A 24,694-nucleotide genomic window follows, 5' to 3' on the forward strand; every position below is an offset into this window, starting at 1 on the left:
TTGTACCAGATCCGCCCCGGCCGCCCGGGCGGCTCAACCACCCGTCAGGAGGCGGACGAACGCCGCGCGATCGGCGTCCCGGTGCAGATCGCTCACCTGCCCGTCGCCCACCTCCACGACCCGCCAGACCCCGTCCGCGCGCAGCGCGAGGTCCGTGGTGACGAAGGCGCAGCCGAGCTCCGCGACGGCGGCCCGTACCGGTCCGAGGTCCGGCGCCGCGGCCTCGGCGTACGGGCTGTCGGGGTGGGCGGTGACCAGCCGGGGTTCGCCGTCGCGCCACCAGACCCGCACCTCGGTGGCCACGCCCTCGGCCGCCGTGAACGTTTCGAAGGCGCGCAGCACCACCCCGCCGGCCAGGTCCGCGCCCTGGAGCTCCACGAACCGGTTCACCACGCGGTGGACGGCGGCCCGGTCCGCGAGGTCGGGGAGGTGACAGGCCTCGGCCCACTCGTGCTTGCGGGACTTGACGTAGTCCTTGACGATGCCCGCGCGGGACGGCAGGGCCGCGGCGGCGTCCGCGAGCCGGGCCGGCTCCGGGGTCTTCCCCGGGGGTGTCGCCAGCCAGCGGCTGGGCGGGGTCAGCCCGGCGAACGCCTCGTACCAGCCCGGGAGTTCGTGGGCGCGCCGGTACGCGTCCGGGGTGACGCGGAGTTCCCCGCCGCGCTCGCGCAGGGCCGCGTCGAGGTCGGCGTACCGGCCCGCCGGAATCATCCAGCCCCGGTACCAGAGCGGCCCCGCCCCGGCGGCCACCCCGGCCACGGCCCGGCCGGCCTCTCCGGCGAGCAGCGCGTCGTGGTCGACGAGCCCCACACCGCCTCCGGCGGACCGCACCGCACGGGCCTCCTCGGCGAAGTGGGCGTCGGGCCTGCGCCCGTTCAGCGGATCGCAGCAGTACAGAACGGTGATCGGCATACCGCCACCCTACGGATCCCCGCGCGGAGCCGGGCCCCCTGGGAGGTCCCGACCCGCAGCACGTGGACCGGGGCCGGCCGGCCGCCCCGCCGAAACCCCGTGGAGAACGCCGTCCGGGCTGCCTAGAGTCGGCCCCATGGGAAAGCCGCTCGTCGCAGTGTTCAGTGGGGCCGGGATGTCCACCGATTCGGGGATTCCCGACTACCGGGGGCCGCAGGGGTTGTGGCGGCGGGAGCCCGGTGCCGAGGAGCTCGTGACCTACGCGCCCTACATGGCCGATCCGGAGATCCGGCGCCGGTCCTGGCTGATGCGTGCCGAGATCGGGGCCCTGGGGGCGCGGCCGAACGCTGCTCACCTCGCCGTCGCCGAGCTGGAGCGTGCCGGGGTTCCGCTGCGGGTGATCACGCAGAACGTGGACGGGCTGCACCAGCTCGCCGGGACCTCCGCGCGGAAGGTGTTCGAGCTGCACGGCACGGCGCGGGCCGTGGTGTGCACGGTCTGTCGTGCGCGGACCGGTATGGACGAGGCGCTGGCCCGGGTCGCCGCCGGGGAGCCGGATCCGGCCTGCCTCGCGTGCGGCGGGATCCTGAAGGCGGCGACCGTGATGTTCGGGGAGCGGCTGGATCCCGAGGTGCTGGCCCGGGCCGTGGCGGTCGCCAAGGGGTGTCAGGTCTTCGTGGCCGTGGGCTCGACGCTCCAGGTGCAGCCCGCGGCCTCGCTGGCCGGGATGGCCGCGGAGGCCGGGGCCCGGCTGATCATCGTGAACGCGGAGGAGACCCCGTACGACTCCCTGGCCGACGAGGTGATCCGCGAGCCCATCGGGACGGCCCTGCCCGCCCTGCTGGCGCGGATCGCCTCCGGCGGCGCACTCCGCTGACCCGGCGGGGCCCGCCTGGCCGAGGCCCGCCTGCCGGAGCCCGCACGCCGGGCCCCGGCCGCCGGTGGCGGACCGTCTCAGCCCGCGTCGGCCGCCCGCCGCATCTCCGCCACGTCGAGCTTCTGCATCTTCATCATCGCGGCCGTCGCCCGGCCGGCCCGCCCCGGGTCCGGGTCGGAGATCAGCTCGATGGTCCCGGCCGGGATGACCTGCCAGGACAGCCCGAACTTGTCCTTGACCCAGCCGCAGGCGGATTCCGCGCCGCCGTCGGCGGTCAGCGCCTCGTAGTAGTAGTCCGCCTCGGCGTCGTCGGCGCAGTTGATCTGGAAGGAGACGGCCTCGGTGAAGGGGAACTGGGGGCCGCCGTTGAGGCCGACGAACTTCTGGCCGTTGACCTCGAACTCGACGACCATGACCTCGCCCGTCACGCCGCCGCCGTTCTCGGGGAAGAGGCCCACGCGGCCGATCTTGCCGTCCTTGAAGACCGACACGTAGTAGTCGGCGGCGGCCTCCGCCGCGCCGTCGAACCACAGACACGTGGTGAAGGGGTTGCTCGCCATGACTGCCTCCGGAGTGTGTGGGGGCGGGAGGATCCCGTCCCGCACATACAGACCGGCCCCGGCCCCGAAACTCATCGGTGGGGCCGGGGCCGGTCCGCATCCCGTCCGGAATGCACTCCTTCGGGCTACATTTCGAGCATGCGATCGACGATCCGCCGGGTCGCCTGACCGTCGTCCAGGTCGCAGAACTCCTCCCGGAACGCCGCACGCGCCTGCGCGTAATCCGCGCCCACCGCGTCCGCGTTCCGCACGGCCTCGATCAAGCTCTCCGAGTCCCTGAGCAGCGGGCCCGGGGCCTTCTTCTCCAGGTCGAAGGTGAACCCGCGCAGCGTGTCCCGGTAGTGCTCCAGGTCGTGGGTGAAGAGCAGGACCGGGCGGTCGGTGTGTACGAAGTCGAAGATCGCGGAGGAGTAGTCCGAGATCAGCACGTCGGCGACGAGCAACAGGTCGGTGGCGTCGGGCCAGCGCGACACGTCGACGACGAACCCGTCGCGGACGCCTTCGCGCACCTGCTCGGTGACCTTGTGGTGGCCGCGGATCAGCAGGACGTGGTCCTCGCCGAGCTCGCGGCGGGCCGCGTCCAGGTCGATCTTGAGGTCGAGCTTGTAGCCGGAGGCGAGCGTCCAGCCCAGGCGGTTCTCCCGCCAGGTGGGCATGTAGAGGACGACCTTCTTGCCCTCCGGCAGGCCGAGCCGCCGGCGGACCTCCGCGATCCGTTCCGCGTCGGGCCGCACCAGCGCGTCCGTGCGCGGGCTGCCCGACTCGATGACCTCGCCGGCGTAGCCGAGCGCCCGCTGGAGGACCGGGGTGGCGTACGAGCCCGGGGAGGCGAGCAGCGACCACTGCGCGCTGTCGTGCTCCAGCGCGTCCAGCACCTCGGGGCTGGTGTAGTAGTCGTGCATGAAGTCATGGCCGATCTGCTTCAGCGGCGTACCGTGCCACGTCTGCACGACGGTCTGACCGGCACGGCGGCGGAAGGCGCGCGGCACGCTGTCGTTGACCACGTAGTACCGGGCCCGCGCGAGCACGTCCCAGGATTCGAGGCTGTCGTACTGGACCGCACGGGCGGTCTCCGGGACCTCGGCCCGGCCGTCGCGCACGAGCCAGACGTGTTCCAGCTTCGCGTCGCGCCGCAGGAGCTCCTCGTGGATGGCGCGCGGGGAGTCTCCGGCGCTGTGCCCCTGGAAGGCGTCGTAGACCACGATGTCCTTGACCGGGAGGGCGCTCTGGGCCGGGTACGTCACATCGCGCGCGATCCGCTGCGCGTGGCGCGAGCGGTCGTGCGGGCTGATCATCGGGTCGGCGACCAGTGCGACGCGGTCGAAGAGGCGGGCTTCGACCCGTATCCGGCGGCCCCGGGCCGTGACGGCGTGGGGCCCCTCGTGCAGGGCGGTCGGGGCGAACTGCAGCGGGGCGCCGCGGTCGACGCCGAGCAGGCCGGCGGTGGCTCCGCCCCGGGAGACCGGGCGCAGCGTGGGCCACCAGCGGCCCTGCGGCAGCGGGGTGCGGCCGGCCCGGCTCTCGGGGAGCACCGGCTCGAAGGAGGCTTCGAAGGTGTCGCCGTCGCGGGTGACGGGGTAGCTGAACTCCAGGCCGGTCGGGTCGTGCAGGACCAGCTCGTAGGGCTCGTCCACGGGCGCGAGGAAGCGGCCCCGGAGGGTGAGGGCGCCGTCCTTGGCCTCGACGGTGTCGACCAGCGGCGGGGAGACCTGGACCGAGAGGGTCAGGTGTCCGGTGGTGCCGCGCTTGGCGAAGAGGGTCCGGCCGGGCTCCTCCCCGGGCAGCGCGAGGACCAGTCCGGCGAAGCCGGCGCGCTCGTCGTGCGCGAGGCGGTGCTCGGCGCCGCCGGCTGCGGTGACGGACAGCCGCCACGGCTCCGGGGTCCACTCGCCGGGCGCGGCCGGGGCGTCCGGGACGGCGGCCAGGGCGGCCAGCGGTACGCGCGCGGTGAAGGGGATCCGGCCGCCGGTGACGGCGGGGGCGGTGCCGAGCGGCACCTCGACCACGGTTCCGGTGGAGACGTGCACCGCGCGCAGGGCGGCGTCGGCGCCGAGCTCGGCGGCGAGCTCGCCGGTCACCTCGACGGCGTCGTCACCGGCCGGGCGGACGTCCAGGGCGCGGGCGCGGACGATCTCCACCTGGACGCCGAAGGTTCCGGTGGCGGTGCTCGGGACGATCCGCACGTCGGGGGCGACCCAGTGCGCGGGCGGGTTCTGGCCGCTGTCGTGCTCGCCGCCCTTGAGCCGGGCGCGGTGCAGACCGCCGGCTCCGGTGACGGCGACGGAGGTGCTCCACACGCCTTCGTTCCACTTCCCGCCCGTCTGGAAGGCGGTGGGGTCGATCACGGCGGTGAAGCCGGCCCAGTCGGCGTGGCGCAGGGCGAGGTGCGGGGAGTTCACGGTGGCCATCGGGGAGGCGACCGTACGGGTGGTGACGACGGTCCGGCGGCGCTTGCCGTTCTCGCGGAAGACCAGCATCTTGCGGGAGCCGAGGCGGCTCTCGGCGCCCAGGTGTCCGGGCAGGGCGTAGCCGCGCAGCAGCAGTTTGCCGTCGGCCCAGTGGGCCTGCTCCACGCGGCTGACGACGCGGCGTTCGCGCGGGCCGAGGGTGAGGACCTTGGCGGGGACCGGTGCCTTGAGGAACGGGTAGTCGGCCTGGGGGCGGGCCAGTCCCTTGACCGGGACGCTGTAGGTGAAGTCCCGCTGGTGCTGGACGAGGGCCACGAACTCCTCGATCCGGCCCTCCCCGGCGAGGTAGGCCTTGAGCCGGTCGGCGACCGTCAGGTCGGGCCACAGCCCGGGGCCGATCTCCCGGACGAGGCCGCCGGCCTCCTTGGCGAAGGCGGCACGGAAATCGTCGCCCGCTTCGGGGACGTACTTGTAGATGAGCGGGAGTTCCTCGCTCAGCACGTTGCGGTCGTAGTCGCGCAGGTAGCGGGTGTAGGCGGCGCCCTGCTTGCCCTTGAGGGCCTCGCGGACCAGGCGGACGGAGGTCACGCGGTCGATGACCGAGACCGGGTCGGTGGAGCGCTGGGTGATGGAGCGCTCGCCGGTTTCGCGGACGCGCCAGTGGTAGACGCACTCGCCGATGACGTCGACGCTCTTGGCGAAGTAGTGCGCGGGGATGGAGACGGGGGCGTCCTCGTAGAGGATGCCTTCCGGGTACTGGAAGGCGTGCTCGTCCCAGAAGCTGCGGCGGTAGACCTTGTTCCACGCGGTGCGGTCGGTGACCAGCGCCGGGAACTTGGAGATGTGGGTCTTCAGCCGGGTCGCGGCGAAGGCGACGCGGTGGCCCCAGGACTGCTGCATGCCGACGGAGCGGAAGCGCTTGACGTTGCCGGCGGCGAAGTCGGAGCCGGTCTCGTCGAGGGCGTCGACCATGCGCTGGTAGGCGTAGGTCGGCATGGTGTCGTCGCTGTCGACGAAGGCCAGGTACTCGCTGCCCGGGCTGATGTGGCGGGCGCCCACGTTGCGGGCCGCGCCGAGCCCCGCGTTCTTCTGGAGGACCAGCCGGAACCGGTCGTCGCGGTCGACGAACGCCTGGGCGAGTGCCGCGCTGCCGTCGGTGGATCCGTCGTCGACGAGCACGACTTCGAAGTCGTCGAATGTCTGTGCTGCGATGGACTCCAGGCACTCGTCGAGGTAAAGCTCGACGTTGTAGACGGGGACGACGATACTCAGGCGCGGGGGCATGGGCGGCGAGTTCTCCAGCTTAATAACATTATTGATGATCAGCCGATTACAGCATCTTACTCTGTAACGAGATGATAAAATCCGGTCGTCTCGGACATAAGTGAGAAGCTGCCGGGGCGGGCGGCAATGAGTTCAGCCGCCCGCCGCCTCGCCGTCATCGGATCAGACTTCCAGCTCTGCCTCGATCTTCTTCAGCTGGTGCCGGGCCATCGCGAGGTTGGCCCGCGTCTTGTCGAGCGCCAGGTAGAGGAAGAGTCCCGCGGAGCCCCGGCCCTTCAGCAGCCGGATCAGGTGGTACTGGCTTCCCAGGGTGATGAGGATGTCCTCGATCTCGTCCTTCAGCCCGAGCATCTCCATCGTGCGGAGCTTGGCCCGCACCACGTCGGTGTTGCCCGCGGCGGCGACCGTGAGGTCGAGGTCCTTTCCGCCGCCGATGGTGCCGAGGGCCATGCCGCTGCCGCAGTCGACCAGGGCGACGCCGAGCACGCCTTCGATGCTGGTGGTGGCTTCCTTGAGCGATGTCTCCACGTTGGCCATGGGGGTTCCTCTTTCTCTTCGGTGTCCTGGGCGTTTCGTTCGTTCGGTCGGTACGGATGTACGTGGTCGAGGGGCGTGAGCCGGGGGGCGTGGATCGAGGGGAGTGGATCGAGGGGGATCAGGAGCCCTGGTCGGTGCCGGGGCCCGCACCCGGAACCGGGCCCGGAGACGGTCCGCGGCGGCCGAGGCTGTGGTCGATGAGCTCCGCTATGCGCAGGCTGGAACGGCGGGCCTCCAGGTGGAGCCGGCCGACGTTGACGCGCGGCTCCGCGATCAGGGTCAGTACGGCCGCGTCGCCCGCCGCGTAGGTGGCGACGTAGCCGTCCTCCCCGCGCACGAGGAGCTCGCGGAAACCGCCCTGCCCGGTGCAGTCGCTCAGCCGCTGGGCCACGCCCAGGGCCGCGGCGGTCAGGGCCGCGACGGATTCCGCCTCGGTGGCGGCGCTGTCGTGGGCCAGGACCAGGCCGTCGACGCTCGCGGCGAGGGCCCCGCCCAGCTGCGGGACGCGGGCCCGCAGCCGTCGGAGCTCGGCGAGTATCTCGGCCTCGGCTTCGGCGGGCACCGTACTCATGTCGGACCTTCTCCTTTCGGACTGCCGCCGCTCGGAACGGTCGCCGCGCTGGGCGGCTCGCAGCGGGAGCCTCACAGGCTTGCCTCCAGTGCGTCGCGTAACCGGCGCAGCAACGCCACGTCCGGGGACTGGGCCTGCGTCATCCAGTCGGGCAGCGGTGCCTCCGCCGCGGCGGCGGGTGCCGGCGCGTGCGGGGTCTCGACCAGCCCGGCCGCCGCGAGGCGTCGTACGTCGAGCAGGGTGTGGAAGGCCGGCCGGCCCAGTACCCAGGCGAGGTCCGCCGGTGTGCGGACCCCGTCGGCGCGGTCGAGCAGGATCCGCTGGCGGGCGGTGACGGTCTGTCCGGGGGCGGCGGCCCGGGGCACGACCGGGGCGGTGTCCAGCAGCGGGTAGGGCCAGACCGCGTCGAGCAGTTCGCGGCGGCGGCAGGTCTCCCGCTCGACGGCGGCGGCCGGTACGGAGCGGACGGAGCCGATCCAGTGGGTGGCCCCGCGGCGGAAGCGGGAGGGGCCGCTGCCCGGGGAGAGTGCGAAGAAGGCGGCGTCGAAGATGGCGGCGAGGTGGCATATCTCCAGTTCGCCGCCCGCGAGCCCGCCGCTGTCGACGAGGAAGCGGGCGACCTGGCGGCGGGCGCCGGCCTCGTTCACCGCTTCGGTCCAGCGCTCGGGGGTGAGGCCCCCGCCCGTGGTGAGCAGGACCTCGAGTCCGGGGGTGGCCGGGCTCTCCGCGTGGACCACGCGGCCGTTCTCCAGGAAGAGGGTGCCGCGCTCGCGGAACAGGGCGCCGGTCGCCCGTTCGGCGGCGAGCCGGGTGAGCAGCGGGGAGACGGCTACCGTGGCGACGGCGGTCACTTCAGCACCAGCTCCTCGGCCAGGGCCCGGAGTCTGTGCCGGGCGAGGGCGAGGTTTCCGTCGGTCCGGTCGAGCCACAGGTGCAGGAACACGCTGCTGTCGAAGCTGGTCTCGACGAAGCGCAGCACGTGGTAGCCGGTCCGGGTGGTGACGATCAGGTCCTCCACGGGCGGCCCCGCGCCGTCCTGCTCCTCGTTTCCGTCCGGGGCGAAGGACTCGTATTCGGCGGCGGCCCGGGCCAGTTCGGCGGTCTCCGCCGCAGTGGTCTCGTGGTCCCCCACCGGTGATTCCCCGGCGGTACCGAGGGCCAGTCCGCTGCTCCAGTCGACCAGCGCGGCCCCCCTGGCACCAGGCAGGGCCATGGCTTCGAGCAGGCATTCGTCGATCCCGGGCACGCGGGCTCCCCTCCCGGCCGGACCGTGCGTGGTGCACGGTCGTACGGCGCGACAGAAGGGAACTTACTCAACTTCCACAGTACGGAAGGGCGTTCTGGCATTTTCCGCTGGAACATGCGCGATGGCACGTGACAGCTTGGCCGGAACCCCACCTCTTTTGATCATTACTGTGGATCAGGAGGCGAGCGGCAGATCGTCCGCGAGCCGGAAGGCCCCGCCCTCGCGCTGTACGTAGCCCTCGTGGCTCAGGGTCCGCAGCAGGTGGTACACGGTGGGCAGCGGGATTCCGGTGACCCGGGCCAGCCGCTTGGCGGTCGCCCCGCCCTCCGCGTACATCGCTTCCACGAGCCGCAACGCCCGCTGTACGGAACCGATGAGAGTGGGTGCGGTGGTGGTGGCGCTGCCGCCGTCCGCGGCGTCCGCGCTGTCCTTTTGGCTGTGTTCGGTGCCCATGAGTGCTCCCCCTGCTCCGGTACGAGGCCTGGCAAACCCATCAAAGTCGCTCACGGGCCGCAAAACCAGCGGACTCGCGTAAACCTGAGCATAAGATCAACTCAGGCCCGATCCCCGGAAACTGAAGCCCCTCGCACGCCAGGCCGTCAGATGCGGGCCGCCGTCCAGCCCTCGATGTGCCAGGGCGCACCCACGGTCAGCGCGTGCGGAGCGCCGGAGACGGTGAGGCAGGCCTCGCGCGGGGTGCCCCGTTCGAAGGTGAGCCGCAGGGAGCCGTTGCCGGTGACCTCGGCCGTGTTGATCCGGCACAGGGCCAGTTCGCCGAGGAGCGCCAGGGGATGGCCGGGGAGCATGCTGCCGGGGCTGGCGGAGACCCGGACGTCGCCGTCGGCGGCGATCCCGACCCGGACCGAGCCGAAGAGCGGCTGCTCCAGCCGCCAGGGGGCGTCGATGACGATGCGGGCCTCCGCGTCGGTCAGCTCGTCGTGGACGGTGAGGAAGGGCGAGGCCCGGCGGCGCTCCCCGGTCTCCAGGACGAGGGTGCCCTCCAGGTCCACGGGCAGCGGGGCCACCCCGCTCGTGACGGGGAACGGATCGCCGTCCGCGCGCAGGCACACCGGGTCCAGGCAGTCGGCCACCGGATCCACCACGGGCCCCGGCAGCGGGGGCCGGTCGGTGACCTCTCCCCAGAGCGCGGGGACGGCGCGGCGCAGCACCGCGTCCGTGACCTCGTCCGCGACGCGGGCGGCGCTGCGCTCGTCGGTGATGCTCCACCAGTGGTCGTGCGGATGGCCGAGGAGGCGGCCGATCCTGGCGTGCCAGCCGACGGGGCCGACGCGGTTGGCGCTGAGCCGGGTCCCGAGGGCCGGCCGCAGCCGCCGCAGGGCCTCGTGTTCCTCGTACGGGACGACGCGCAGGTTGACGGTGAACCGGCACTCGGCGGCCCCCGACGAGGCGCTCCGCTGGAAGCCGAGCAGCGCGTGGTCGGGTTCGGCGTCACGGAGCCGGTACTCCAGCCCCGTGCCGGTGAAACCCGCATCGCGCAGGGCCGGGGCGATCCGCTCGCGCAGCGTCTGGTGGAACAAGTCGGTCGCGTTCACCCTCGTAGTGTCACAAGACGCACCCTCCCCGGCCAAAACCGTCCATCCCCGGGCGGCCGCGGGGGCCGGCCGGGGCCCCTCTATCCTGCGCGGACCGCGGATCACGGCTGGTCGGCGGCGGGGAGGGGATCAGCGGACGTGGAAACCGTGAGACAGGGTGTCGGGGCGCCGGAGGCACCGGGGGTACGGCCGTGCCCGGAGTGCGGGACCGAGGTGAGCGCGCACGCCTGGTACGTCACCTGGTGCGCGGCCTGTGACTGGAACGTGGACCCGGGCGCCCCGGATCCGGACCGGGGGCGCCTCGCGCAGGTCCGGCGGCGGCTGGCCCGGCGGCACGGGGAGCAGCTGGCGGAGGAGATCGGGCGGGGCGCGAGCGGGGACGGCCGGGGCGGGCCGGACGGCTCGACCGTCCTGGCCTTCGGTCTCGCCCTGCTGGTGCACGGGGTCACCGCGGGCCTGTTCCTGGCCGCGGTCGCACTGATCGTCGGCGGGTGGCACACCGGTATCCAGCCGGTGCTCGGCGTCCTGCTCCTGGTGGGCGTGGCGGTGCTGCTGCCCCGGCCGGGCCGGAGCCCGAGCGGTCCCGCGGTGCTGTACCGGGCGGACGCCCCCGGACTCTTCGGGCTGATCGACGAGGTGGGCGCGGCCGTGGGGACCACCGGGGTGCACGCGGTGGTGGTGGACGCCTCCTTCAACGCCGCGGTCAGCACCTACGGGTACCGCGGCCGCCGCGTGCTGGTCCTGGGCCTCGGGCTGTGGGAGATCCTCACGCCGCAGGAGCGCGTGGCCCTCCTGGGGCACGAGCTCGGGCACTTCGCGAACGGCGACGTCCGCTCCTCGTTCCTGATGCACGGGGCCCTGCGGTCCCTCGTCGAATGGCACTTCGTCCTGCGCTCGGTGAACCACGACAGCATCGTGGACTGGTTCCTGAACGCCCTGACGTTCCTGCCGCGCTGGACGGTCTACGGGCTGATCCACCTGCTCGACGGCCTGACCCTGCGGGCCTCGCAGCGTGCGGAGTACCTGGCCGACACCGGCGCGGCCCGGGCCGGTTCCAGCGCGGCGGCCATCACGCTGCTCGACCGGCTGCTGGTCGGCGACGGCGTCGAGGCCCACCTGCGCCGCGAGTCGATGGCGGCGGCCCGGGCCGGCCACCGATCCGCGGGACGCGACGCGGGACGCGAGGTGCGCGAGGAGCGCGAGGCCGCCGAACGGGAGCTGTGGGAACGGCTGGCCGCGCGGATCTCCGTCGTCCCCGAGAACGAGTACGAGCGGCTGCGCCGGGTTTCCGCGCGGCGCGGGCACAGCGTCGACGACACCCATCCGCCGACCCACCTGCGGCGCCGCTGCCTGGCCTCGGCCGACCCGCAGCCCGCCCGGGTCGTCTTTGACGGCTCCCGGGAGCAGGCGGTCGCGGCCGAGCTGGCTCCGGCCCGCGCCGTGCTGGCCCGCCGGGTGATCCGGGACCACGCCGGCTGAAGGGACGTATGCCTTCCTCGGACCTGCCCCTACTGCGTGCAGGTCACGAAGGCCGGGAGCGGGGTCTCCTCGACGAGGCGCCGGGGAAGGGACAGCGCGAAGCGGTGTTCCAGGACGGCGAGGGTGAGGCGGTCGCGCTCCTGGTCCGGTTCCTCGTCGGGGCGGGCGTAGCAGCCGTCCGGGGTGAGGATCTTGGCCTCGACCAGCTCCGGCAGGAGGAAGTCGGGCCGGTGGCCGCCGCGCCAGTGCTCCTCGCCGATGCCGAAGCAGCAGACCAGCTCTCCGTCCCGGGCGTACGCGAACTGCTTGGGCGGGTGATCGGGCTGCGGGTCGAGGTGGACGGCCTCGACCCCGGAGCGGGAGACCTCCGCGAGGCGCTGCGCCCCGGCGGGCACTCCGTGTTCCACGGCGAAGGACCAGCCGCCCCAGCTGCCGACCCGGGCCACGCCGTCCCCGTCCACCGTCTCGGTGACCATGCTCCACGCGTCGATGGCTCCGAGCGGACCGGGGTGCAGGTCCGGCAGGGCGCCGAGCCGGGCGGCGAGTTCCTCGGGGCCGATGCCCCGGGCGAAGGTGAGGCTGACGTACCAGGCGCTCCAGTCCGCCAGCCACTGGATGCCGTCGTCCCAGTCGCGGGCACCCTCGTCCGCGCCCTGCCCCGTGATGTCCGCCATTGCCACGGTTGCCTCCCGCGATGTCCACGATCCCCGCGATGCGGGCCGGTCCTGCCGGAACCAGCCCTACCGGCACGATAGTCAGTCGGCGGGTCCCTCCGGGAGGAGGCGCTCGACCATGGTGTCGATGAGCCCCTCGATCCCGTCGGCGGACCGGGGCTCCAGCAGTCCGGGCACGGTCAGGTCGTCGACGATCAGCCCGAGCATGGCCAGGTAGATCAGGACCACGCCCTGCCGGTCCCCCGGCAGTCCCGCCTCCAGGTGCCAGGCGACGTTCGCCTCCAGTTCGGCGCCCTGGAACCCGGCCAGCGCCTCCCGGAGTTCGGGCCGCCGGGTGGCCTCCAGGCGCAGCTCCAGCATCGCGGTGTGGACGCTGCGCTCGCGGCGCATGCGCTCCAGGAGCCGGCGCAGCAGCACCTTGGTGTCGAGCGGGCCCGTGAGGTCCGCCGGATCGGGGGTCAGCCGTTCCCGGGTGCGGTGCAGGATCTGGACGAGGAGCTGGGCGCGGTGGGCGAAGTAGTTGGAGGCGGTGCCGGTCGGCACCCCGGCCTCCGCGTCCACTGCGCGCAGGGTCAGCCCCCGTGAGCCCTCGCGGGCGAGGACTTCGATGGCGGCGTCGAGCAGCGCGGCGCGGCGCTCCGGGTTCTGGCGCATGGGTGGATCCCTGACCGTGTGGGCGCGGCCGCCGGTATGACCGCCGCATATGCACTGCACGTGCAGTGCTTCGGACACGCTAGCGGACACCGCCTCGTCGAGGCCCTCCCCAGCGCCCCCTCGGACGTGCCACCCTGCCCGTCATGGAGCGGATCATCGGGGAGATACGCGAGGACCTGGACCGCCGGATCGCCGTGGCCGCCGAGCGGCTGGCCGACCGGTCGCCGGCCGAGGACCCGGCCTGCGCCGTCTACGTCGCCCTGCTCGGCCGGGCCGCCCTGCGCGAGCGGGTCCATCACCTGCTCCGCCAGACCGTCGACGGCCTGCTCCGGGCGGCCCGCGGACTGCCGCCCGAGCTCGGCGAGGTCCGCGCCGACGGCGAGCTCCGCGCCCGGCAGGGGCTGCCGCTCGATTCCCTGCTGCGGGTCCACCGGCTCACGGGCAGGCTGCTGTGGCAGGTCCTGACCGAGGCCGTCGCCGCCCACGACCGGGCGGCGCTGCCCCGGCTGCTGCCCGGAGCGCCCGCACTGTGGGACGTGGTCGACCGGATGGCGGACGCGGCGGCCGAGTCCTACCGCCGGGCCGAGGCGGTGCACGGGGACCGCGAGCGGGAGCTGCGGGGCGCCCTGCTCGACGCCCTGTTCGACGGCGGCGGTCCGGCGGGCCGGTCCGCCGAGTCGGCGCGGCGGCTCGGGCTGGCGGAGCGCGGCCGGTTCGCCGTGGTGGTGCTCGATCCCGGGGAGGACGTCCGGGTGGCCGCCCCGGCCGGCGGCCCGCGCGTGCTGTGGCGGATCCGCGCCGACGGGGAGACCGGCCTGGTGGAGCTGGGCGGGCTGCCGCTCGCCTCGGTGACCGATCTGCTCGCGCCCCTCGGCTTACGGGCCGGGGTGAGCCCGGTGGTGGAGACCCCGGGCGAGCTGGCCGGGGCCCGCCGGCTGGCCGTCCTCGCGCTGCGCGCGGCGCGGGGAGCCGAGGGACCCCACACCGCGCTGCTGGACGAACGGCTCCCGGCGGCGCTGGTGGCGGCCCAGCCCGAACTGGCTGGGCGGCTGCGTCAGGTGGTGCTGGGTCCGGTGCTGGCGCTGGCTCCGGAGGACCGCAGGGTGCTGCTGACCACCCTGGGCACCTGGCTGGCCTGCCGGGGCTCGACCACGTACGCCGCCCAGCGGCTGTACTGCCACCGCAACACCGTCTCGAACCGGCTGCGCCGCCTGGAGCAGCTCACCGGCCGCTCGCTGGCCGATCCCGCCCACGTCGTGGAGCTGGCGCTGGCCCATACGGCGGTCACCCAGCGCCCGGCCGGGTCCCCGCCTCCTCCTGCCGCTCCCCCGGATCCCCCTTCTCCGACGGCCGCGCGGACTCCAGCAGGAACGGCACGTCGATCACCGCGACCCCGGGCGTGAACAGCAGGCGGGCCTTGAGGCGCAGCGCGTTCTGGTTGTGCAGGGGCTGTTCCCACCAGTGCCCGACCACGTACTCCGGAATGACCACGGAGAGCATGTCCGTGCCCTCGGCGGCCGCCTGTTCCTGCACGTAGGCCAAGACGGGCCCGACCACCTCGCGGTACGGGGAGTGCAGCACCTTGAGCGGGATGCCGGGGTCGTGGTCCGCCCAGGCCGCGCGCAGCCGGCTCGCGTCCTCCTCGTCGGCGGCCACCGAGACGGCCGTCAGGGTGTCGGGGCGCAGCCCCATGGCGAAGCCGAGGGCCTTGAGCGTGGGCGCGTGCACGGAGGCGACGAGGACGACCACGTGGTGGCGGGCGGGCTTGCGGGGTTTGACCCCGGGGGCGACGGCGACTTCCCGGGCCACGGTGTCGTAGTGGCGGCGCACGCCCTTCATTCCGATGAAGAGCAGCGGCATCGCGATGACCACGAGCCAGGCTCCGTGGGTGAACTTGGTGAGCAGGACGATGACCAGGACCACGGAGGTCATGACGGCGCCGACGGCGTTGATGGCGAGCCGGCGGTGGATGTGGATCCGCTCCTCCTTGCGGGTCTCCGGGGAGGCGAGTTCCTGCTTCCAGTGCTTGACCATGCCCGCCTGGGAGAGGGTGAAGGAGACGAAGACGCCGATGATGTAGAGCTGGATGAGGCGGGTCAGCTGGGCGTCGAAGGCGATGATCAGACCGATGGCGGCCAGGGCCAGCAGGACGACGCCGTTGGAGTAGACGAGCCGGTCGCCGCGGTTGAAGAGCTGGCGCGGTACGAACCGGTCCTTGGCGAGGATCGAGGCGAGCATCGGGAAGCCGTTGAAGGCGGTGTTCGCGGCGAGGACCAGGACGCCGGCCGTGACGGCCTGGAGCAGGTAGAAGAGGATGTCCCAGCTGCCGAAGGTGGCCCGGCCGATCTGGGCGAGCGCGGTGGACATCGGGGTTCCGGGCGCGAGGCCCAGTTCGGTCGGGTCCGCCGCGACGTGGACCCGGTAGTTCATGGCGAGGACGGTGATCCCGGCGAACATGGTCACGGCGAGCGCGCCCATCCAGGCGAGGGTGGTCGCCGCGTTCTTGCTCTTCGGCTTCTGGAACGCCGGGACGCCGTTGCTGATGGCCTCGACGCCCGTGAGCGCGGTACAGCCGGAGGCGAAGGCCCGCAGGGCGAGGAGCACCACCGCGAGACCGGCGTAGCTGCCCTCGGCGGTGATCGGCAGCTCCGAGGACTCGGCCCGGATGACGTCTCCGGTGGCGAGCCGGTAGGCGGCCACCGCGAACATCAGGTAGATGACGAGGACGAACCCGTAGGTGGGGACGGCGAAGACGCGGCCCGACTCCCTCACCCCGCGCAGGTTCATCAGGGTCAGCAGCACGACGAAGCCCACCGACAGGGGGACTTCGTGGTCGGAGAGGGAGGGGATCGCCGAGGTGATGGCGGAGACGCCGGAGACCACGGAGACGGCGACCGTCATGACGTAGTCGACGAGCAGGGCGCTCGCGGCGGTGAGGGCGGCGGTCTCGCCGAGGTTCTTGGAACTGACGATGTAGGCGCCGCCGCCGCCCGGGTAGGCGTGGCAGGTCTGCCGGTAGGAGGCGACGACGACCACGAGCAGGAACACGATGGCCGCGGCCGCGTACCAGGCGAGGTGGAGCAGCGCGACCCCGCCGAGGGCGAGGATCAGCAGGATCTCCTCGGTGGCGTAGGCCACGGAGGAGAGCGGGTCGCTGCAGAAGATCGGGAGCGCGAGCCGTTTGGGCAGCAGGGTCTCGCCCAGGCGCGCGGTGTCGAGCGGTTCGCCGACCAGCACACGTTTCGCATTGATACGCCTCATTGAGGCATGATCGGCTAGAAACCTACGGATTTGCCCGATATAGCCCCTGTGTCATGGGGTGAACCGCCTACATCTTCGCCGCCGCGCTGCGGATCGCCTCCCGGATCCGGAAGTACGTTCCACAACGGCAGATGTTGGCGATCGCGTCGATGTCCTCGTCCGTGGGCGTGCTCGTCCGCTTCAGCAGGGCGACGGCCGCCATGATCTGGCCGGGCTGGCAGAAGCCGCACTGGGCCACGTCCTGTTCGAGCCAGGCCTCCTGCACCGGGTGCAGGTCCTCGCCGTCGGCCAGTCCCTCGATCGTCGTCACCGCCTTCCCCGCGCACGCCGACACCGGCACCACGCACGGGCGGACGTCCACCCCGTCGAGGTGGCTGGTGCAGGCCTTGCAGACGTCCACTCCGCAGCCGTATTTGGGGCCGCGCACGTTCAGCATGTCGCGGAGCACCCACAGCAGGGGCAGATCGTCGGGCGCGTCCACGGTGACGCTCTGCCCGTTGACGGTGAAGGTGTGCGAGGGCACGGCTCGGCTCCTGGCTGGCTAGCGCGGGTAGGGGGTGAAGTCGACGTCGAAGTCGAGGGGGAAGCTGCGCGGCTTGGTGCCGGTGGCCCGGGCGTAGGCGTTGGCGATGGCTCCCACGGCGGCGGGCAGGCCCAGCTCGCCGGCCCCGCCGGGCTCGGTTCCGGTCGCCGGGAGCACGAAGACCCGTACGTCCTTCGGGGTGTCGCGCTGCTGCGCCCAGTGGAACTGGCTGTAACTGCCTTCCAGCGGAAGCCCCTTGTCCAGGTGCAGGCCCGCCTTCAGCGTGGTGGAGATCGCGTCGGTCAGGCCGCCGATCATCTGGGCCTCCAGACCGCGCGGGTTGACGGGCAGGCCCACGTCGACGGCGATGACCGCCTTCGTGACGCGTACGTGCTCCGGATCCCTGGTGTCGATCTCGACGAGGCAGGCCGTCCGGGACTTGTACTCCTCGTGGAAGGCGATGCCCTGGGCGCACCCGGCGGGCATGGCCCGGCCCCAGCCCCCTTCGGTGGCCGCCTTGTCGAGCACGGCGCGCTGGGCGGCCGTCTTCAGGAAGGTCCGGCGGAACTGGTACGGGTCCCGGCCCGTGGCGGCGGCCAGCTCGTCCACCACGATCTCCTCGGCCCCCCGGGTGTTGGCCGAGTACACCGAGCGCCAGGACCCGGTGGGGACTCCGGTCGGGACCTCGGTGAGCGCCTGGGTGGTCAGCCCGAAGTGGTACGGGGACTTGATCGTGGTGAGGAACAGGGTCTGGGCGAGGGTGGCGTTGCCGATGCCCAGCGGGAGGCTCGCGGCGGTGGCGGTGATGATCTCGCCGAGGCCGTGCCGGAAGTCGGTCTCCGCGGCGGCGACGCGGTGCTCGAAGCTGAGCACCTCGCCCAGCAGGTGCGTCGCCCGGATCTTGTGGTGGGTGGCCGGGCGCATCCGGCCGTGCCGGGTGTCGTCCACCCGGGTCCACATCAGCCGGACCGGGCGGCGGCAGGCCTTGGAGATCCGGGCCGCCTCCAGGGCGGCGTCGAAGAACAGCCGGCGGCCGAAGGAGCCGCCCGCCTGCACCACGTGGACGGTGACCTTGTCGAGGGGCAGGCCCAGGTCGGCGGCGATCGTTTCGCGGGCCACGATCGGCGACTTGAGCCCGGACCAGATCTCCGCCCGGTCCTCGCGCACGTCGGCGACGGCCGAGTTGGTCTCCATCGGGGCGTGGCTGACGAAGGCGAAGTCGAACTCGGCGTCCACGTGCGCGGTGAGCAGCGGCGGCACGAGCAGTGGCGGGGTGGCGGCGCGCAGCTTCGTACGGACGGCCGCGTCCGAGAGCTGGTCGGCCGGGCCCGGGCCCCAGGTGACCTGGAGGGCGGCCTTGGCGTCGAGGGCCTGCCCGAAGGTCTCGGCGACGACGGCGACCCCGGTGGCGACGGTGACCACGTGCAGGACGCCGGGCATGGCCCGGACGGCTGCGAGGTTGGCGACGGAGCGGACGCTGCCGCCGAGCGTGGGCGGGCGGCGCACCACGCAGGGCTTGGCCCCGGGCACGTCCAGGTCGAGGGTGTAGCGCTGGGCCCCGGTGACCATGGCGCGGGCGTCGATCCGGCTCGTGGGTTTGCCGACCAGGGCGTGCTTCGCCGCCGGCTTGGGGGTGGCGCCGAGGACGATCAGGGCGGGATCGGCGGCGGCCGCGGCGAGGGAGCCGTAGCCCGCGGTGCGGCCGTCGGGGGCCCGGACGGCGCCGTTCGCCGTGGTCAGGGCCGAGGCCGGGAGGCTCCAGCGCACGGCGGCGGCCGCGACCAGCCGGGCCCGGGCGGTGGCGGCGCACTGGCGGACCGGACCGTAGAGGGAGCGGATGGAGTTGGAGGATCCGGTGAGCTGGTTGAAGAGCAGCTCGGGGCGCGCGTCGTCCAGTTCGACCCGTACGGCGGCCAGCGGGGCGTCCAGTTCCTCGGCGACGAGCATGGCCACGGCGGTGGTGAGGCCCTGGCCGACCTCCTCGCGAGGCAGCCTGAAGCGGATGCTTCCGTCGGCCTCCACGACGAGCGCCAGCAGGGCCGAGGTGGCGGCGCCGGCCAGGATGAACAGGTCGCCGAGGTCCACCAGGTCGGCGGGGGCGGGCAGGGTCGGGACCACGGCGTGCGCGGGCTGCGGGGCGAGGAGGTCGGCTCCGGTGCGCGTGACGAGGGCGAGGGTCGGCGCGGCGATCAGGTAGGTGAGGAAGGACCGCCGGCTCGGCCCTTGGGTCGGCGCATGGCTCGGCCCGTCGGTCGGCACACGGCTCTGCCCGTCGGTCGGCGCATGGCTCTGCCCGGTCATGTCGTTGTGTCCCCAACCCTGCGCGCGGGCCCGCCTCGGCGGGCCTCCCCCGGCTCGTTACCGGCACGTAGAGTAGCCATTCGGCGGTACGGGGGGAAGTCTGGATCACATCCCGGGCGGAACACCGGACGAGCCGTCACGCGCGGCTGCGACCAGGACGGACGGCGGCAAACGGAGCGCGGGGTCCTCCGTTCGGGGGGCTACGGCCCTGCCGTGTTGATCCGGATCCTGCGTCGCCCTGGGTCGATGCGGCAGCGGACGGGCCTCGTACACCTCGGCCGTACGATCGATCCCCCTCGTCCGCAGGGCCGGTTTCCGGCCGCGGGCGGCAGGGGCGGGGACCACGGCTGCGGCGCACCGCACCCTTCGGGCCAGCCCCGGTACGCCCCGGGAACGACAAGGGCCGGCGGCGGTCCCCGCCGGCCCTTCGACAAGGACTGACCGGATTCGTTCGCACGGTCCCGTGGGACCGGAAGGCCTCGGGCATATGCCCGAGACAAGTCTGCCCCGGATGTTGCCAAACGCCTTACAGCCCGTCGCGGGCTGTGCCACAGTCGTTACCGGCCCTTCCTTCAGAACCGGTCCTCCTCAGACTTGGCCGTGCCGCGCCTGTATCGGAGTTCAGATGCCGTCCCACCTGTACGCGGATCGCCCCGCGCAACCCCCCGAGCCAGGGTCGGTGGACGCGCTGATCTCGCAGACCCGACAGCTGCGAGGAGAAGTCGACGCCGTCCGCCGTGACACCGTGGTCGACGACGACGATGCGCAGGGCCGCTGGCAGCGCGCGCTGTGCGATCTCGCGGTCCACCACCTCGACGACCTCCGTGCGCACTTGGGCCAGCTCAAGGAGGGACTGCCGCCCACCGCGCCCGAGTCGGCCGCGCTGCCGCAGGCCGCCCCCGAGACGGGGGCCGAGGCCCAGCAGACCAGGGTCGGCAGTGCCGAGTGGAACCTGCTGACGGACGAAGTCAGTTGGTCCGAGGAACTCTTCCAGATCTTCGGCCGCTCCCCCGAGGCCGGCGCGCTGCCCCTCGACGAACTGGGCTCCACCCTGTTCTCCGAGGACCAGCCGCTGCTGACCGCGATGGTGACGGCCTGCCTGGTGGACGGCAAGCCGATAGACGGCGAGTTCCGCATCGTCCGGGCCGACGGCCGGGTCCGGACGCTGCACATGAGGGGCGAGCCGGTACTCGACTCCGACGGTTGCACGGCCTCCATGTGGGCCGTGCTGCGCGACGTGAGTGAACTGCGCCGGAGCCAGCGGGCGGTGCGCGAGTCCAGGGACTCGCTGCAGCGCCGGCAGGAGATCGCGCAGACCGAGCGCCGGCTGGCGGTCGAGCTGCAGGAGGCCGTGCTCCCCCCGTGGCGCGGCTCCCTGCGGTTCCCGCACGACAACACCGGGGCGCTGGACGTCGCGGCGCACTACCTGCCCTCCGCGACCAGCGCACTGATCGGCGGAGACTGGTACGACGCGCTCGAACTCCCGCACGGGGATTCGATGCTGACGGTGGGTGACCTCACCGGGCACGGGGTGACCGCGACCTCCGGCATGGCGATGATGCTCGGCGCCCTGCGCGGGATGGCCATGGCGGGCATCGAGCCGGGCCCGCTGATGGGCTGGCTGAACCAGCTCCTGGAGACCTCCGTACAGCCCGCGCTCGGGTCCGCGGTGTGCTGCCGCTACGATCCCGCGCGCCGGGTGCTGTCCTGGGCGCAGGCCGGCCACCCCGCCCCGCTCCTGTTCCGGCGCGGCCAGGGCCGTTCCCTGCTTCCGCCCGAGGGCGTCCTGCTGGGAGCGACCTCCGGAGCCACGTACGGCCAGGCCGAGGAGCGGCTGGAGGTGGGCGACGTACTCGTCCTGCACACCGACGGACTGACTCCGCGCAGCATCGAGTTCAGCAAGGCCGACGGGACCGACCGACTGCTGGCGCTGGCACCGCACTTCTCCGCCGCCCGGTCCGCCCAGGACTGTGTGCGCCTGGTGATCGGGGAGTTCGGCGAGGGGGAGCGCGAGGACGACGCCTGCGTGCTGGTGGCCCGGATCGGCTCCTAGCGGGCGGCGGGCGGTTCGCGGGACTCAGGGCCGCGCCGGAAGGCGCGGCCTTTCTCTTCGTCCGGCCCGGGCGGCCACCGTACTCAGACCGACCGCGCCACGGGGCTGTTCGGGAGGGCCAGCTTGATCTCCTCGCGGAGCTCCTCGATGCCGGCGAATCCGGAGTAGTGGCCGCTGAGCCGGTACATCTCGCGCAGCCGGTCCCACGTCCGGTGCGAGGAGGTCTCGTTCATCGAGACCAGCGCCAACCGGGCGTAGCGGTCGGCCTGTTCCGGGTCGTCGGCGATGAAGCAGGCGGAGGCCATCGAGATGTAGTCGAAGATCTTCGAGCGCTGGTGGCCGTCGGCCCGCAGCCGCAGGGCCTCCTTGGCGTGCTGCTGCGCGATGGTCGCCGCCGAGGGGTCGTGGTCGGCGAGGGTGCGGAAGGCGAGCGCCTGCATGCCGTGCAGATCGGCCTCGTCGAAGTGCTGCATCCAGGACGGCGGCGGCACGTCCCCCGAGGTGGACACGAACAGGTCCTCGGCCTCGCCCAGGGTGCGGCGCATGGCCTGCCCCTTGCCGAGCGCGGCCTGCGCCCAGGCCTCGATGGTGTGGAGCATGGCGCGGGTCCGGGGCAGGGTCTGCTCGCCCGAGCCGGACTGCGCCAGCTTCATCAGGTCGAGGGCCTCGTTCGGCTTGCCCAGGTGCACCATCTGGCGGGCCGCGCGGGAGAGCGCCTCGCCCGCGCGCGGCCGGTCGCCGCCCTCGCGGGCCGCGTGCGCGGCGATGACGAAGTACTTCTGCGCCGTGGGCTCCAGGCCCACGTCGTGGGACATCCAGCCCGCCAGGACCGCCAGGTTGGCGGCGACCCCCCACAGCCTGCGCTGGAGGTGGTCGGGGTGGTGGTACGCGAGCATCCCGCCCACCTCGTTGAGCTGCCCGACCACGGCCTTGCGCTGGAGGCCGCCGCCTCTGGAGGCGTCCCAGGCGCGGAAGACGTCCACCGAGCGCTCCAGCGCCTCGATCTCCTGGGAGCCGATGGGCGCGGCCTCGTAGCGGTCGTAGCCCGCGGAGTCGGCCTGGAAGGAGTCGCCGTGTCGCTGTACCTCCTTCGCGCGGGCGGGGTCGGTGTGGAGCCAGTCGTGCATGGCGTTGCCGATGGCGGAGCCGGCGGTGAGCACGGCACCCGCGCTCATCAGACCGCGACGGTTGAGCATGAGGTCCATTCCCGTGAATTCGGTGAGGACCGCGGCTGTGCGTTCGGGCGCCCAGGGCATTCCGTCGGGGTTCTCCTGCTCCCCGTCCGACTGCTGTTTGGCGGTGCGCCGTTGTCGTACGAACCCGAGGTCCTCGATGGTCACGACACGACCGAGCCGCTCGGTGAACAGTGCTGCCAGTACCGTGGGCACCGGTTCGCGCGGGGTCTCCCCCATGTCGATCCAGCGCCGCACCCGCGAGGTGTCGGTGGCCAGCTGGTGGTGACCCATCGAGGCCGCCTGCCGGTTGACCATCCTCGCCAGTTCGCCCTTGGACCAGCCGGCCAGGCCGAACAGGTCGTTCAGACGGGTGTTTGGACCTTTGCTCACGTCAAGCCCCCAGGTTCTCGGCTGAGTTGACAGTAGCCCCCCGTCAGATGCCGAGCGACTATTCGCCAGGGTTCGCCAGGGCACGCAATGTGGTCCGCCACCCACGCCGGGGTGTCAGGTAGGAATGCGCCTCCCCGACCCGGTCACCGGCGGAACTCCCCAGGGTGATGCACGGGATCCGGCGGGGCGGCGTACGCAACTCGTCGGCGCACGAAGGGATCCGTAACGCCATGTACGTAGCCACGTCCTCCGTGTCCGCCCCGGTCCGGCCGCACCGCACGCTCCCCGCGGGCGGCGGCCCCTACCTCGAACCCGGCCGCCCCGCGGCCCCGGCGCAGGGCGCCGTACGAGCACGGCGGATGCCGGGTACCGGATCTCAGCCGCTCAGCGGGCGAATCGACCTCTCGGGCCCGCAGGGGGCGCAGTTGCGCACCGCGCTCGCCTCGGTGCAGCGCATCTGTCCGGAGTTCGCGCCGGTGCAAGTACTGCGCCGCAGCGGCCGGTCGGTCCTGCTGGTGGGAACCACCGGACGGATGACGGCCGTCGCGAAGGTTTTACTGGATCACTCGCCCGAGTGGCGCGAGCGGTACCGCCACGAAATAGCGACGTACCGGACGTTCGTCCGGCACCGCCCGCAGGTCCGGGTGCCGCGGCTGATCGCCGCCGACCCCGAGAACTGCGTACTGGTCATCGAGCGGATGGCCGGCCGGGTCGCCGCGCTCCAGCGGCATCCGGTGGAGGCCCCGCCGCGGGCCGACCTGCGGGCCGCGCTCGGCGCGGTGCGCCAGGTGAACGGCTGGCAGCCCGCCGACGAGCTGTTCGGACGGCCGCTGGACTACGACCGGCGGATCGCCCGGGACTACCAGCTGGGCCTGCTGACCGACCGTGACTTCGGCGATCTGCAGAAGCTGCTGCACGGCGTGAAGATGTCGGGCAACCCCTGGCAGTTCAACCACGGCGACGCGCTGCTGTCGAACCTGCTGCTGTCCCCGACGGGTCCCGTGCTCCTCGACTGGGAGCACGCGGGCTGGTACCGGCCGGGCTACGACCTCGCCACCCTGTGGACCGTACTGGGCGACGCCCCGGCCGCACGGGCCCAGATCAGCCGCCTGGCGCAGGCTGCCGGACCGGCCGCACGGGACGCGTTCCTGGTCAACCTGATGCTGGTGCTGACCCGGGAGATCCGGATGTCGGAGACGGCCGTGCAGCGCTCCATGCTGGCGACCACCCCGACCCACGCCCTGCCGGCAGGCGCCCAGTCCTCGGGCGAGGAGCAGCGCCTGCTGCTGCGCCGTCTGCACGACGACGCGGGCATGGCCCGCCGTGCCGTCCGCGCGGCGGTCGGCACCCGCTGATCCCCACCGGCACGCAGCAGTCCCGAAGTCCCGCGCCGACCCTGCCGCGGGACTTCGGCATGCCCGGGCTCCGGACCGGACGGGGGGAACTCCCGTTTCCGGACGGTTCGTCGCTCCGGGGGGCTCGTCCCCTTGGATGGCCCGGTCCGTGAGGCTTACCCTGGTGAAGTCGACGATCGTTTCAGTTGTGGAATCGATCGTCGCTCTGGTCTAGTGGCTTCGCCGGCAACGGCGCCGTCCTGCGGCCGCCGCACCGCCGCCGACCCGCCAGGAGAATTGCGTGATGGACCAGGGTGATCCTCACCTGAAGAGTCTGCGTCTCCTGGAAGAGCTGATCGCGGAAGCCGACCTGGACCGGAGAGCGGTCCTCGACCCGGTCCCGCTGTCCCTGAGTACGGGCCTGTCGCCGGCCGTCGTACGCGCGGGGCTGGCGCGGCGCCGGATGCCCGAGACCGAGTTCCAGCAGCAGGTGGCCCAGCGGCTGGCGTTCCTCCGTGCGACCCGGCTGCGTGCGGACGGCGTCCCGTACTCTCAGGCGGAGATCGCCTACGGCGCGGACGTCACCCCCCAGTGGGTCGGTGAACTCCTCAAGGGCCGCAAGGTGCCCAGTCTGGAACTCGCCGCGCGGATCGAAGACCTCTTCCGGGTGCCCCGCGGCTTCCTGACCGCGACGCCGTCCCAGGCGCTGGGCCGCGCCCTGGAGGAGAAGCTCGCGTACGAGCAGGCCCGGCAGCTCACCGGGCTGCGTGAGCTGAAGGAACGTTTCCAGCTGCGCTCGGTGGCGTTCCGGGGCGCCCCGGAAACCCTGGCGGCGATGCAGGACCTGCTGAACCTCATCGTCGAGGACCAGCCTAAATTCGCGTGACCGGGTACAGGGGAGG

Annotated in this window: 20 protein-coding genes and 1 pseudogene; 6 read left to right on the forward strand and 15 right to left on the reverse strand. The window is 72.9% G+C overall.

All coding sequences use genetic code 11. The features are described from left to right. Window positions 1-33: 33 nt before the first annotated feature. Window positions 34-912, reverse strand: a complete 879-nt coding sequence (locus ACFWNV_RS16380) for an ATP-grasp domain-containing protein (protein ID WP_383946711.1) — start codon at window positions 910-912, stop codon at window positions 34-36. A 136-nt stretch (window positions 913-1,048) separates the two neighbouring features. On the opposite strand from ACFWNV_RS16380, the gene ACFWNV_RS16385 reads away from it, so the two are divergent. Beyond that, window positions 1,049-1,789, forward strand: a complete 741-nt coding sequence (locus ACFWNV_RS16385) for an NAD-dependent deacetylase (protein WP_383946714.1) — start codon at window positions 1,049-1,051, stop codon at window positions 1,787-1,789. A gap of 77 nt (window positions 1,790-1,866) precedes the next feature. Here the strand turns inward: ACFWNV_RS16385 and ACFWNV_RS16390 are convergent, their stop codons facing one another. The 8 genes and pseudogenes from ACFWNV_RS16390 to ACFWNV_RS16425 form a co-directional block, all read right to left on the reverse strand. Further along, a complete protein-coding gene (locus ACFWNV_RS16390; RefSeq protein WP_383946717.1) occupies window positions 1,867-2,349 on the reverse strand; it encodes a VOC family protein in 483 nt (160 codons plus the stop codon). A gap of 125 nt (window positions 2,350-2,474) precedes the next feature. Further along, the gene (locus ACFWNV_RS16395; protein WP_383946720.1) at window positions 2,475-6,041 is read right to left on the reverse strand and encodes a CDP-glycerol glycerophosphotransferase family protein; all 3,567 of its coding nucleotides are present in this window, start codon (window positions 6,039-6,041) and stop codon (window positions 2,475-2,477) included. A gap of 162 nt (window positions 6,042-6,203) precedes the next feature. Continuing rightward, window positions 6,204-6,578 (reverse strand): hypothetical protein, encoded by a 375-nt coding sequence (locus ACFWNV_RS16400; protein ID WP_383946723.1) that lies wholly within the window; start codon window positions 6,576-6,578, stop codon window positions 6,204-6,206. A gap of 118 nt (window positions 6,579-6,696) precedes the next feature. Continuing rightward, window positions 6,697-7,149, reverse strand: coding sequence for a roadblock/LC7 domain-containing protein (locus ACFWNV_RS16405; protein WP_383946726.1), 453 nt, complete (start codon window positions 7,147-7,149; stop codon window positions 6,697-6,699). 71 nt (window positions 7,150-7,220) lie between these two features. Beyond that, window positions 7,221-8,000, reverse strand: a complete 780-nt coding sequence (locus tag ACFWNV_RS16410) for a transcriptional regulator (protein ID WP_383946729.1) — start codon at window positions 7,998-8,000, stop codon at window positions 7,221-7,223. Continuing rightward, window positions 7,997-8,395 carry a hypothetical protein gene (locus tag ACFWNV_RS16415; protein WP_383946732.1) on the reverse strand — a complete coding sequence of 133 codons (399 nt, stop codon included), beginning with the start codon at window positions 8,393-8,395 and terminating at the stop codon, window positions 7,997-7,999. The genes ACFWNV_RS16410 and ACFWNV_RS16415 overlap by 4 nt, the downstream gene beginning before the upstream one ends. 207 nt (window positions 8,396-8,602) lie before the next feature. After that, a pseudogene (locus ACFWNV_RS16420) lies at window positions 8,603-8,848 on the reverse strand (helix-turn-helix domain-containing protein); the annotation flags it as partial. Between the two features lie 146 nt (window positions 8,849-8,994). Continuing rightward, on the reverse strand, window positions 8,995-9,948 hold the full coding sequence (locus ACFWNV_RS16425; protein WP_383946735.1) for a DUF4304 domain-containing protein: 954 nt from the start codon (window positions 9,946-9,948) through the stop codon (window positions 8,995-8,997). Between the two features lie 213 nt (window positions 9,949-10,161). On the opposite strand from ACFWNV_RS16425, the gene ACFWNV_RS16430 reads away from it, so the two are divergent. Continuing rightward, window positions 10,162-11,427 carry a M48 family metallopeptidase gene (locus ACFWNV_RS16430; RefSeq protein WP_383946738.1) on the forward strand — a complete coding sequence of 422 codons (1,266 nt, stop codon included), beginning with the start codon at window positions 10,162-10,164 and terminating at the stop codon, window positions 11,425-11,427. A gap of 29 nt (window positions 11,428-11,456) precedes the next feature. Here ACFWNV_RS16430 and ACFWNV_RS16435 read toward each other — a convergent pair whose 3' ends face one another. Together ACFWNV_RS16435 and ACFWNV_RS16440 are read right to left on the reverse strand one after the other, a co-directional pair. Beyond that, a complete protein-coding gene (locus tag ACFWNV_RS16435; protein WP_383946741.1) occupies window positions 11,457-12,101 on the reverse strand; it encodes a DUF6461 domain-containing protein in 645 nt (214 codons plus the stop codon). A gap of 81 nt (window positions 12,102-12,182) precedes the next feature. Further along, on the reverse strand, window positions 12,183-12,755 hold the full coding sequence (locus tag ACFWNV_RS16440; RefSeq protein WP_383946744.1) for a TetR/AcrR family transcriptional regulator: 573 nt from the start codon (window positions 12,753-12,755) through the stop codon (window positions 12,183-12,185). A 143-nt stretch (window positions 12,756-12,898) separates the two neighbouring features. Here ACFWNV_RS16440 and ACFWNV_RS16445 point away from each other — a divergent pair, with 143 nt between their 5' ends. Next, entirely contained in the window at window positions 12,899-14,158 is a 1,260-nt protein-coding gene (locus tag ACFWNV_RS16445; protein WP_383946747.1) for a PucR family transcriptional regulator, read from the forward strand. Here the strand turns inward: ACFWNV_RS16445 and ACFWNV_RS16450 are convergent. The 3 genes from ACFWNV_RS16450 to ACFWNV_RS16460 form a co-directional block, all read right to left on the reverse strand. Further along, entirely contained in the window at window positions 14,040-16,016 is a 1,977-nt protein-coding gene (locus tag ACFWNV_RS16450) for an APC family permease (protein WP_383946750.1), read from the reverse strand. The genes ACFWNV_RS16445 and ACFWNV_RS16450 overlap by 119 nt on opposite strands. A gap of 67 nt (window positions 16,017-16,083) precedes the next feature. Beyond that, the gene (locus ACFWNV_RS16455; RefSeq protein ID WP_266959941.1) at window positions 16,084-16,539 is read right to left on the reverse strand and encodes a (2Fe-2S)-binding protein; all 456 of its coding nucleotides are present in this window, start codon (window positions 16,537-16,539) and stop codon (window positions 16,084-16,086) included. A gap of 18 nt (window positions 16,540-16,557) precedes the next feature. After that, window positions 16,558-18,840 (reverse strand): molybdopterin cofactor-binding domain-containing protein, encoded by a 2,283-nt coding sequence (locus ACFWNV_RS16460; RefSeq protein WP_383946752.1) that lies wholly within the window; start codon window positions 18,838-18,840, stop codon window positions 16,558-16,560. 625 nt (window positions 18,841-19,465) lie between these two features. Here ACFWNV_RS16460 and ACFWNV_RS16465 point away from each other — a divergent pair. Next, a complete protein-coding gene (locus ACFWNV_RS16465; protein ID WP_383946755.1) occupies window positions 19,466-20,893 on the forward strand; it encodes a PP2C family protein-serine/threonine phosphatase in 1,428 nt (475 codons plus the stop codon). Between the two features lie 83 nt (window positions 20,894-20,976). On the opposite strand, the gene ACFWNV_RS16470 is transcribed toward ACFWNV_RS16465, so the two are convergent. Further along, complete coding sequence (locus tag ACFWNV_RS16470; protein WP_383946758.1) at window positions 20,977-22,458, reverse strand: hypothetical protein; 1,482 nt, start codon at window positions 22,456-22,458, stop codon at window positions 20,977-20,979. Window positions 22,459-22,688: 230 nt separating this feature from the next. On the opposite strand from ACFWNV_RS16470, the gene ACFWNV_RS16475 reads away from it, so the two are divergent. Both ACFWNV_RS16475 and ACFWNV_RS16480 read left to right on the forward strand, forming a co-directional pair. After that, on the forward strand, window positions 22,689-23,813 hold the full coding sequence (locus ACFWNV_RS16475) for an aminoglycoside phosphotransferase family protein (RefSeq protein WP_383946761.1): 1,125 nt from the start codon (window positions 22,689-22,691) through the stop codon (window positions 23,811-23,813). 283 nt (window positions 23,814-24,096) lie between these two features. Next, complete coding sequence (locus ACFWNV_RS16480) at window positions 24,097-24,678, forward strand: helix-turn-helix transcriptional regulator (protein WP_383946764.1); 582 nt, start codon at window positions 24,097-24,099, stop codon at window positions 24,676-24,678. Window positions 24,679-24,694 lie beyond the last annotated feature (16 nt).

Source organism: Streptomyces sp. NPDC058401 (assembly GCF_042722885.1).
In the GTDB taxonomy this organism is placed as follows: domain Bacteria; phylum Actinomycetota; class Actinomycetes; order Streptomycetales; family Streptomycetaceae; genus Streptomyces.

Excerpts from the sequence above, each read along its gene's own strand:
- ACFWNV_RS16380 (WP_383946711.1), bottom strand. The coding sequence starts at position 912 with ATGCCGATCACCGTTCTGTACTGCTGCGATCCGCTGAACGGGCGCAGG.
- ACFWNV_RS16385 (WP_383946714.1), top strand. The coding sequence starts at position 1,049 with ATGGGAAAGCCGCTCGTCGCAGTGTTCAGTGGGGCCGGGATGTCCACC.
- ACFWNV_RS16390 (WP_383946717.1), bottom strand. The coding sequence starts at position 2,349 with ATGGCGAGCAACCCCTTCACCACGTGTCTGTGGTTCGACGGCGCGGCG.
- ACFWNV_RS16395 (WP_383946720.1), bottom strand. The coding sequence starts at position 6,041 with ATGCCCCCGCGCCTGAGTATCGTCGTCCCCGTCTACAACGTCGAGCTT.
- ACFWNV_RS16400 (WP_383946723.1), bottom strand. The coding sequence starts at position 6,578 with ATGGCCAACGTGGAGACATCGCTCAAGGAAGCCACCACCAGCATCGAA.
- ACFWNV_RS16405 (WP_383946726.1), bottom strand. The coding sequence starts at position 7,149 with ATGAGTACGGTGCCCGCCGAAGCCGAGGCCGAGATACTCGCCGAGCTC.
- ACFWNV_RS16435 (WP_383946741.1), bottom strand. The coding sequence starts at position 12,101 with ATGGCGGACATCACGGGGCAGGGCGCGGACGAGGGTGCCCGCGACTGG.
- ACFWNV_RS16440 (WP_383946744.1), bottom strand. The coding sequence starts at position 12,755 with ATGCGCCAGAACCCGGAGCGCCGCGCCGCGCTGCTCGACGCCGCCATC.
- ACFWNV_RS16445 (WP_383946747.1), top strand. The coding sequence starts at position 12,899 with ATGGAGCGGATCATCGGGGAGATACGCGAGGACCTGGACCGCCGGATC.
- ACFWNV_RS16450 (WP_383946750.1), bottom strand. The coding sequence starts at position 16,016 with ATGAGGCGTATCAATGCGAAACGTGTGCTGGTCGGCGAACCGCTCGAC.
- ACFWNV_RS16460 (WP_383946752.1), bottom strand. The coding sequence starts at position 18,840 with ATGACCGGGCAGAGCCATGCGCCGACCGACGGGCAGAGCCGTGTGCCG.
- ACFWNV_RS16465 (WP_383946755.1), top strand. The coding sequence starts at position 19,466 with ATGCCGTCCCACCTGTACGCGGATCGCCCCGCGCAACCCCCCGAGCCA.
- ACFWNV_RS16475 (WP_383946761.1), top strand. The coding sequence starts at position 22,689 with ATGTACGTAGCCACGTCCTCCGTGTCCGCCCCGGTCCGGCCGCACCGC.
- ACFWNV_RS16480 (WP_383946764.1), top strand. The coding sequence starts at position 24,097 with ATGGACCAGGGTGATCCTCACCTGAAGAGTCTGCGTCTCCTGGAAGAG.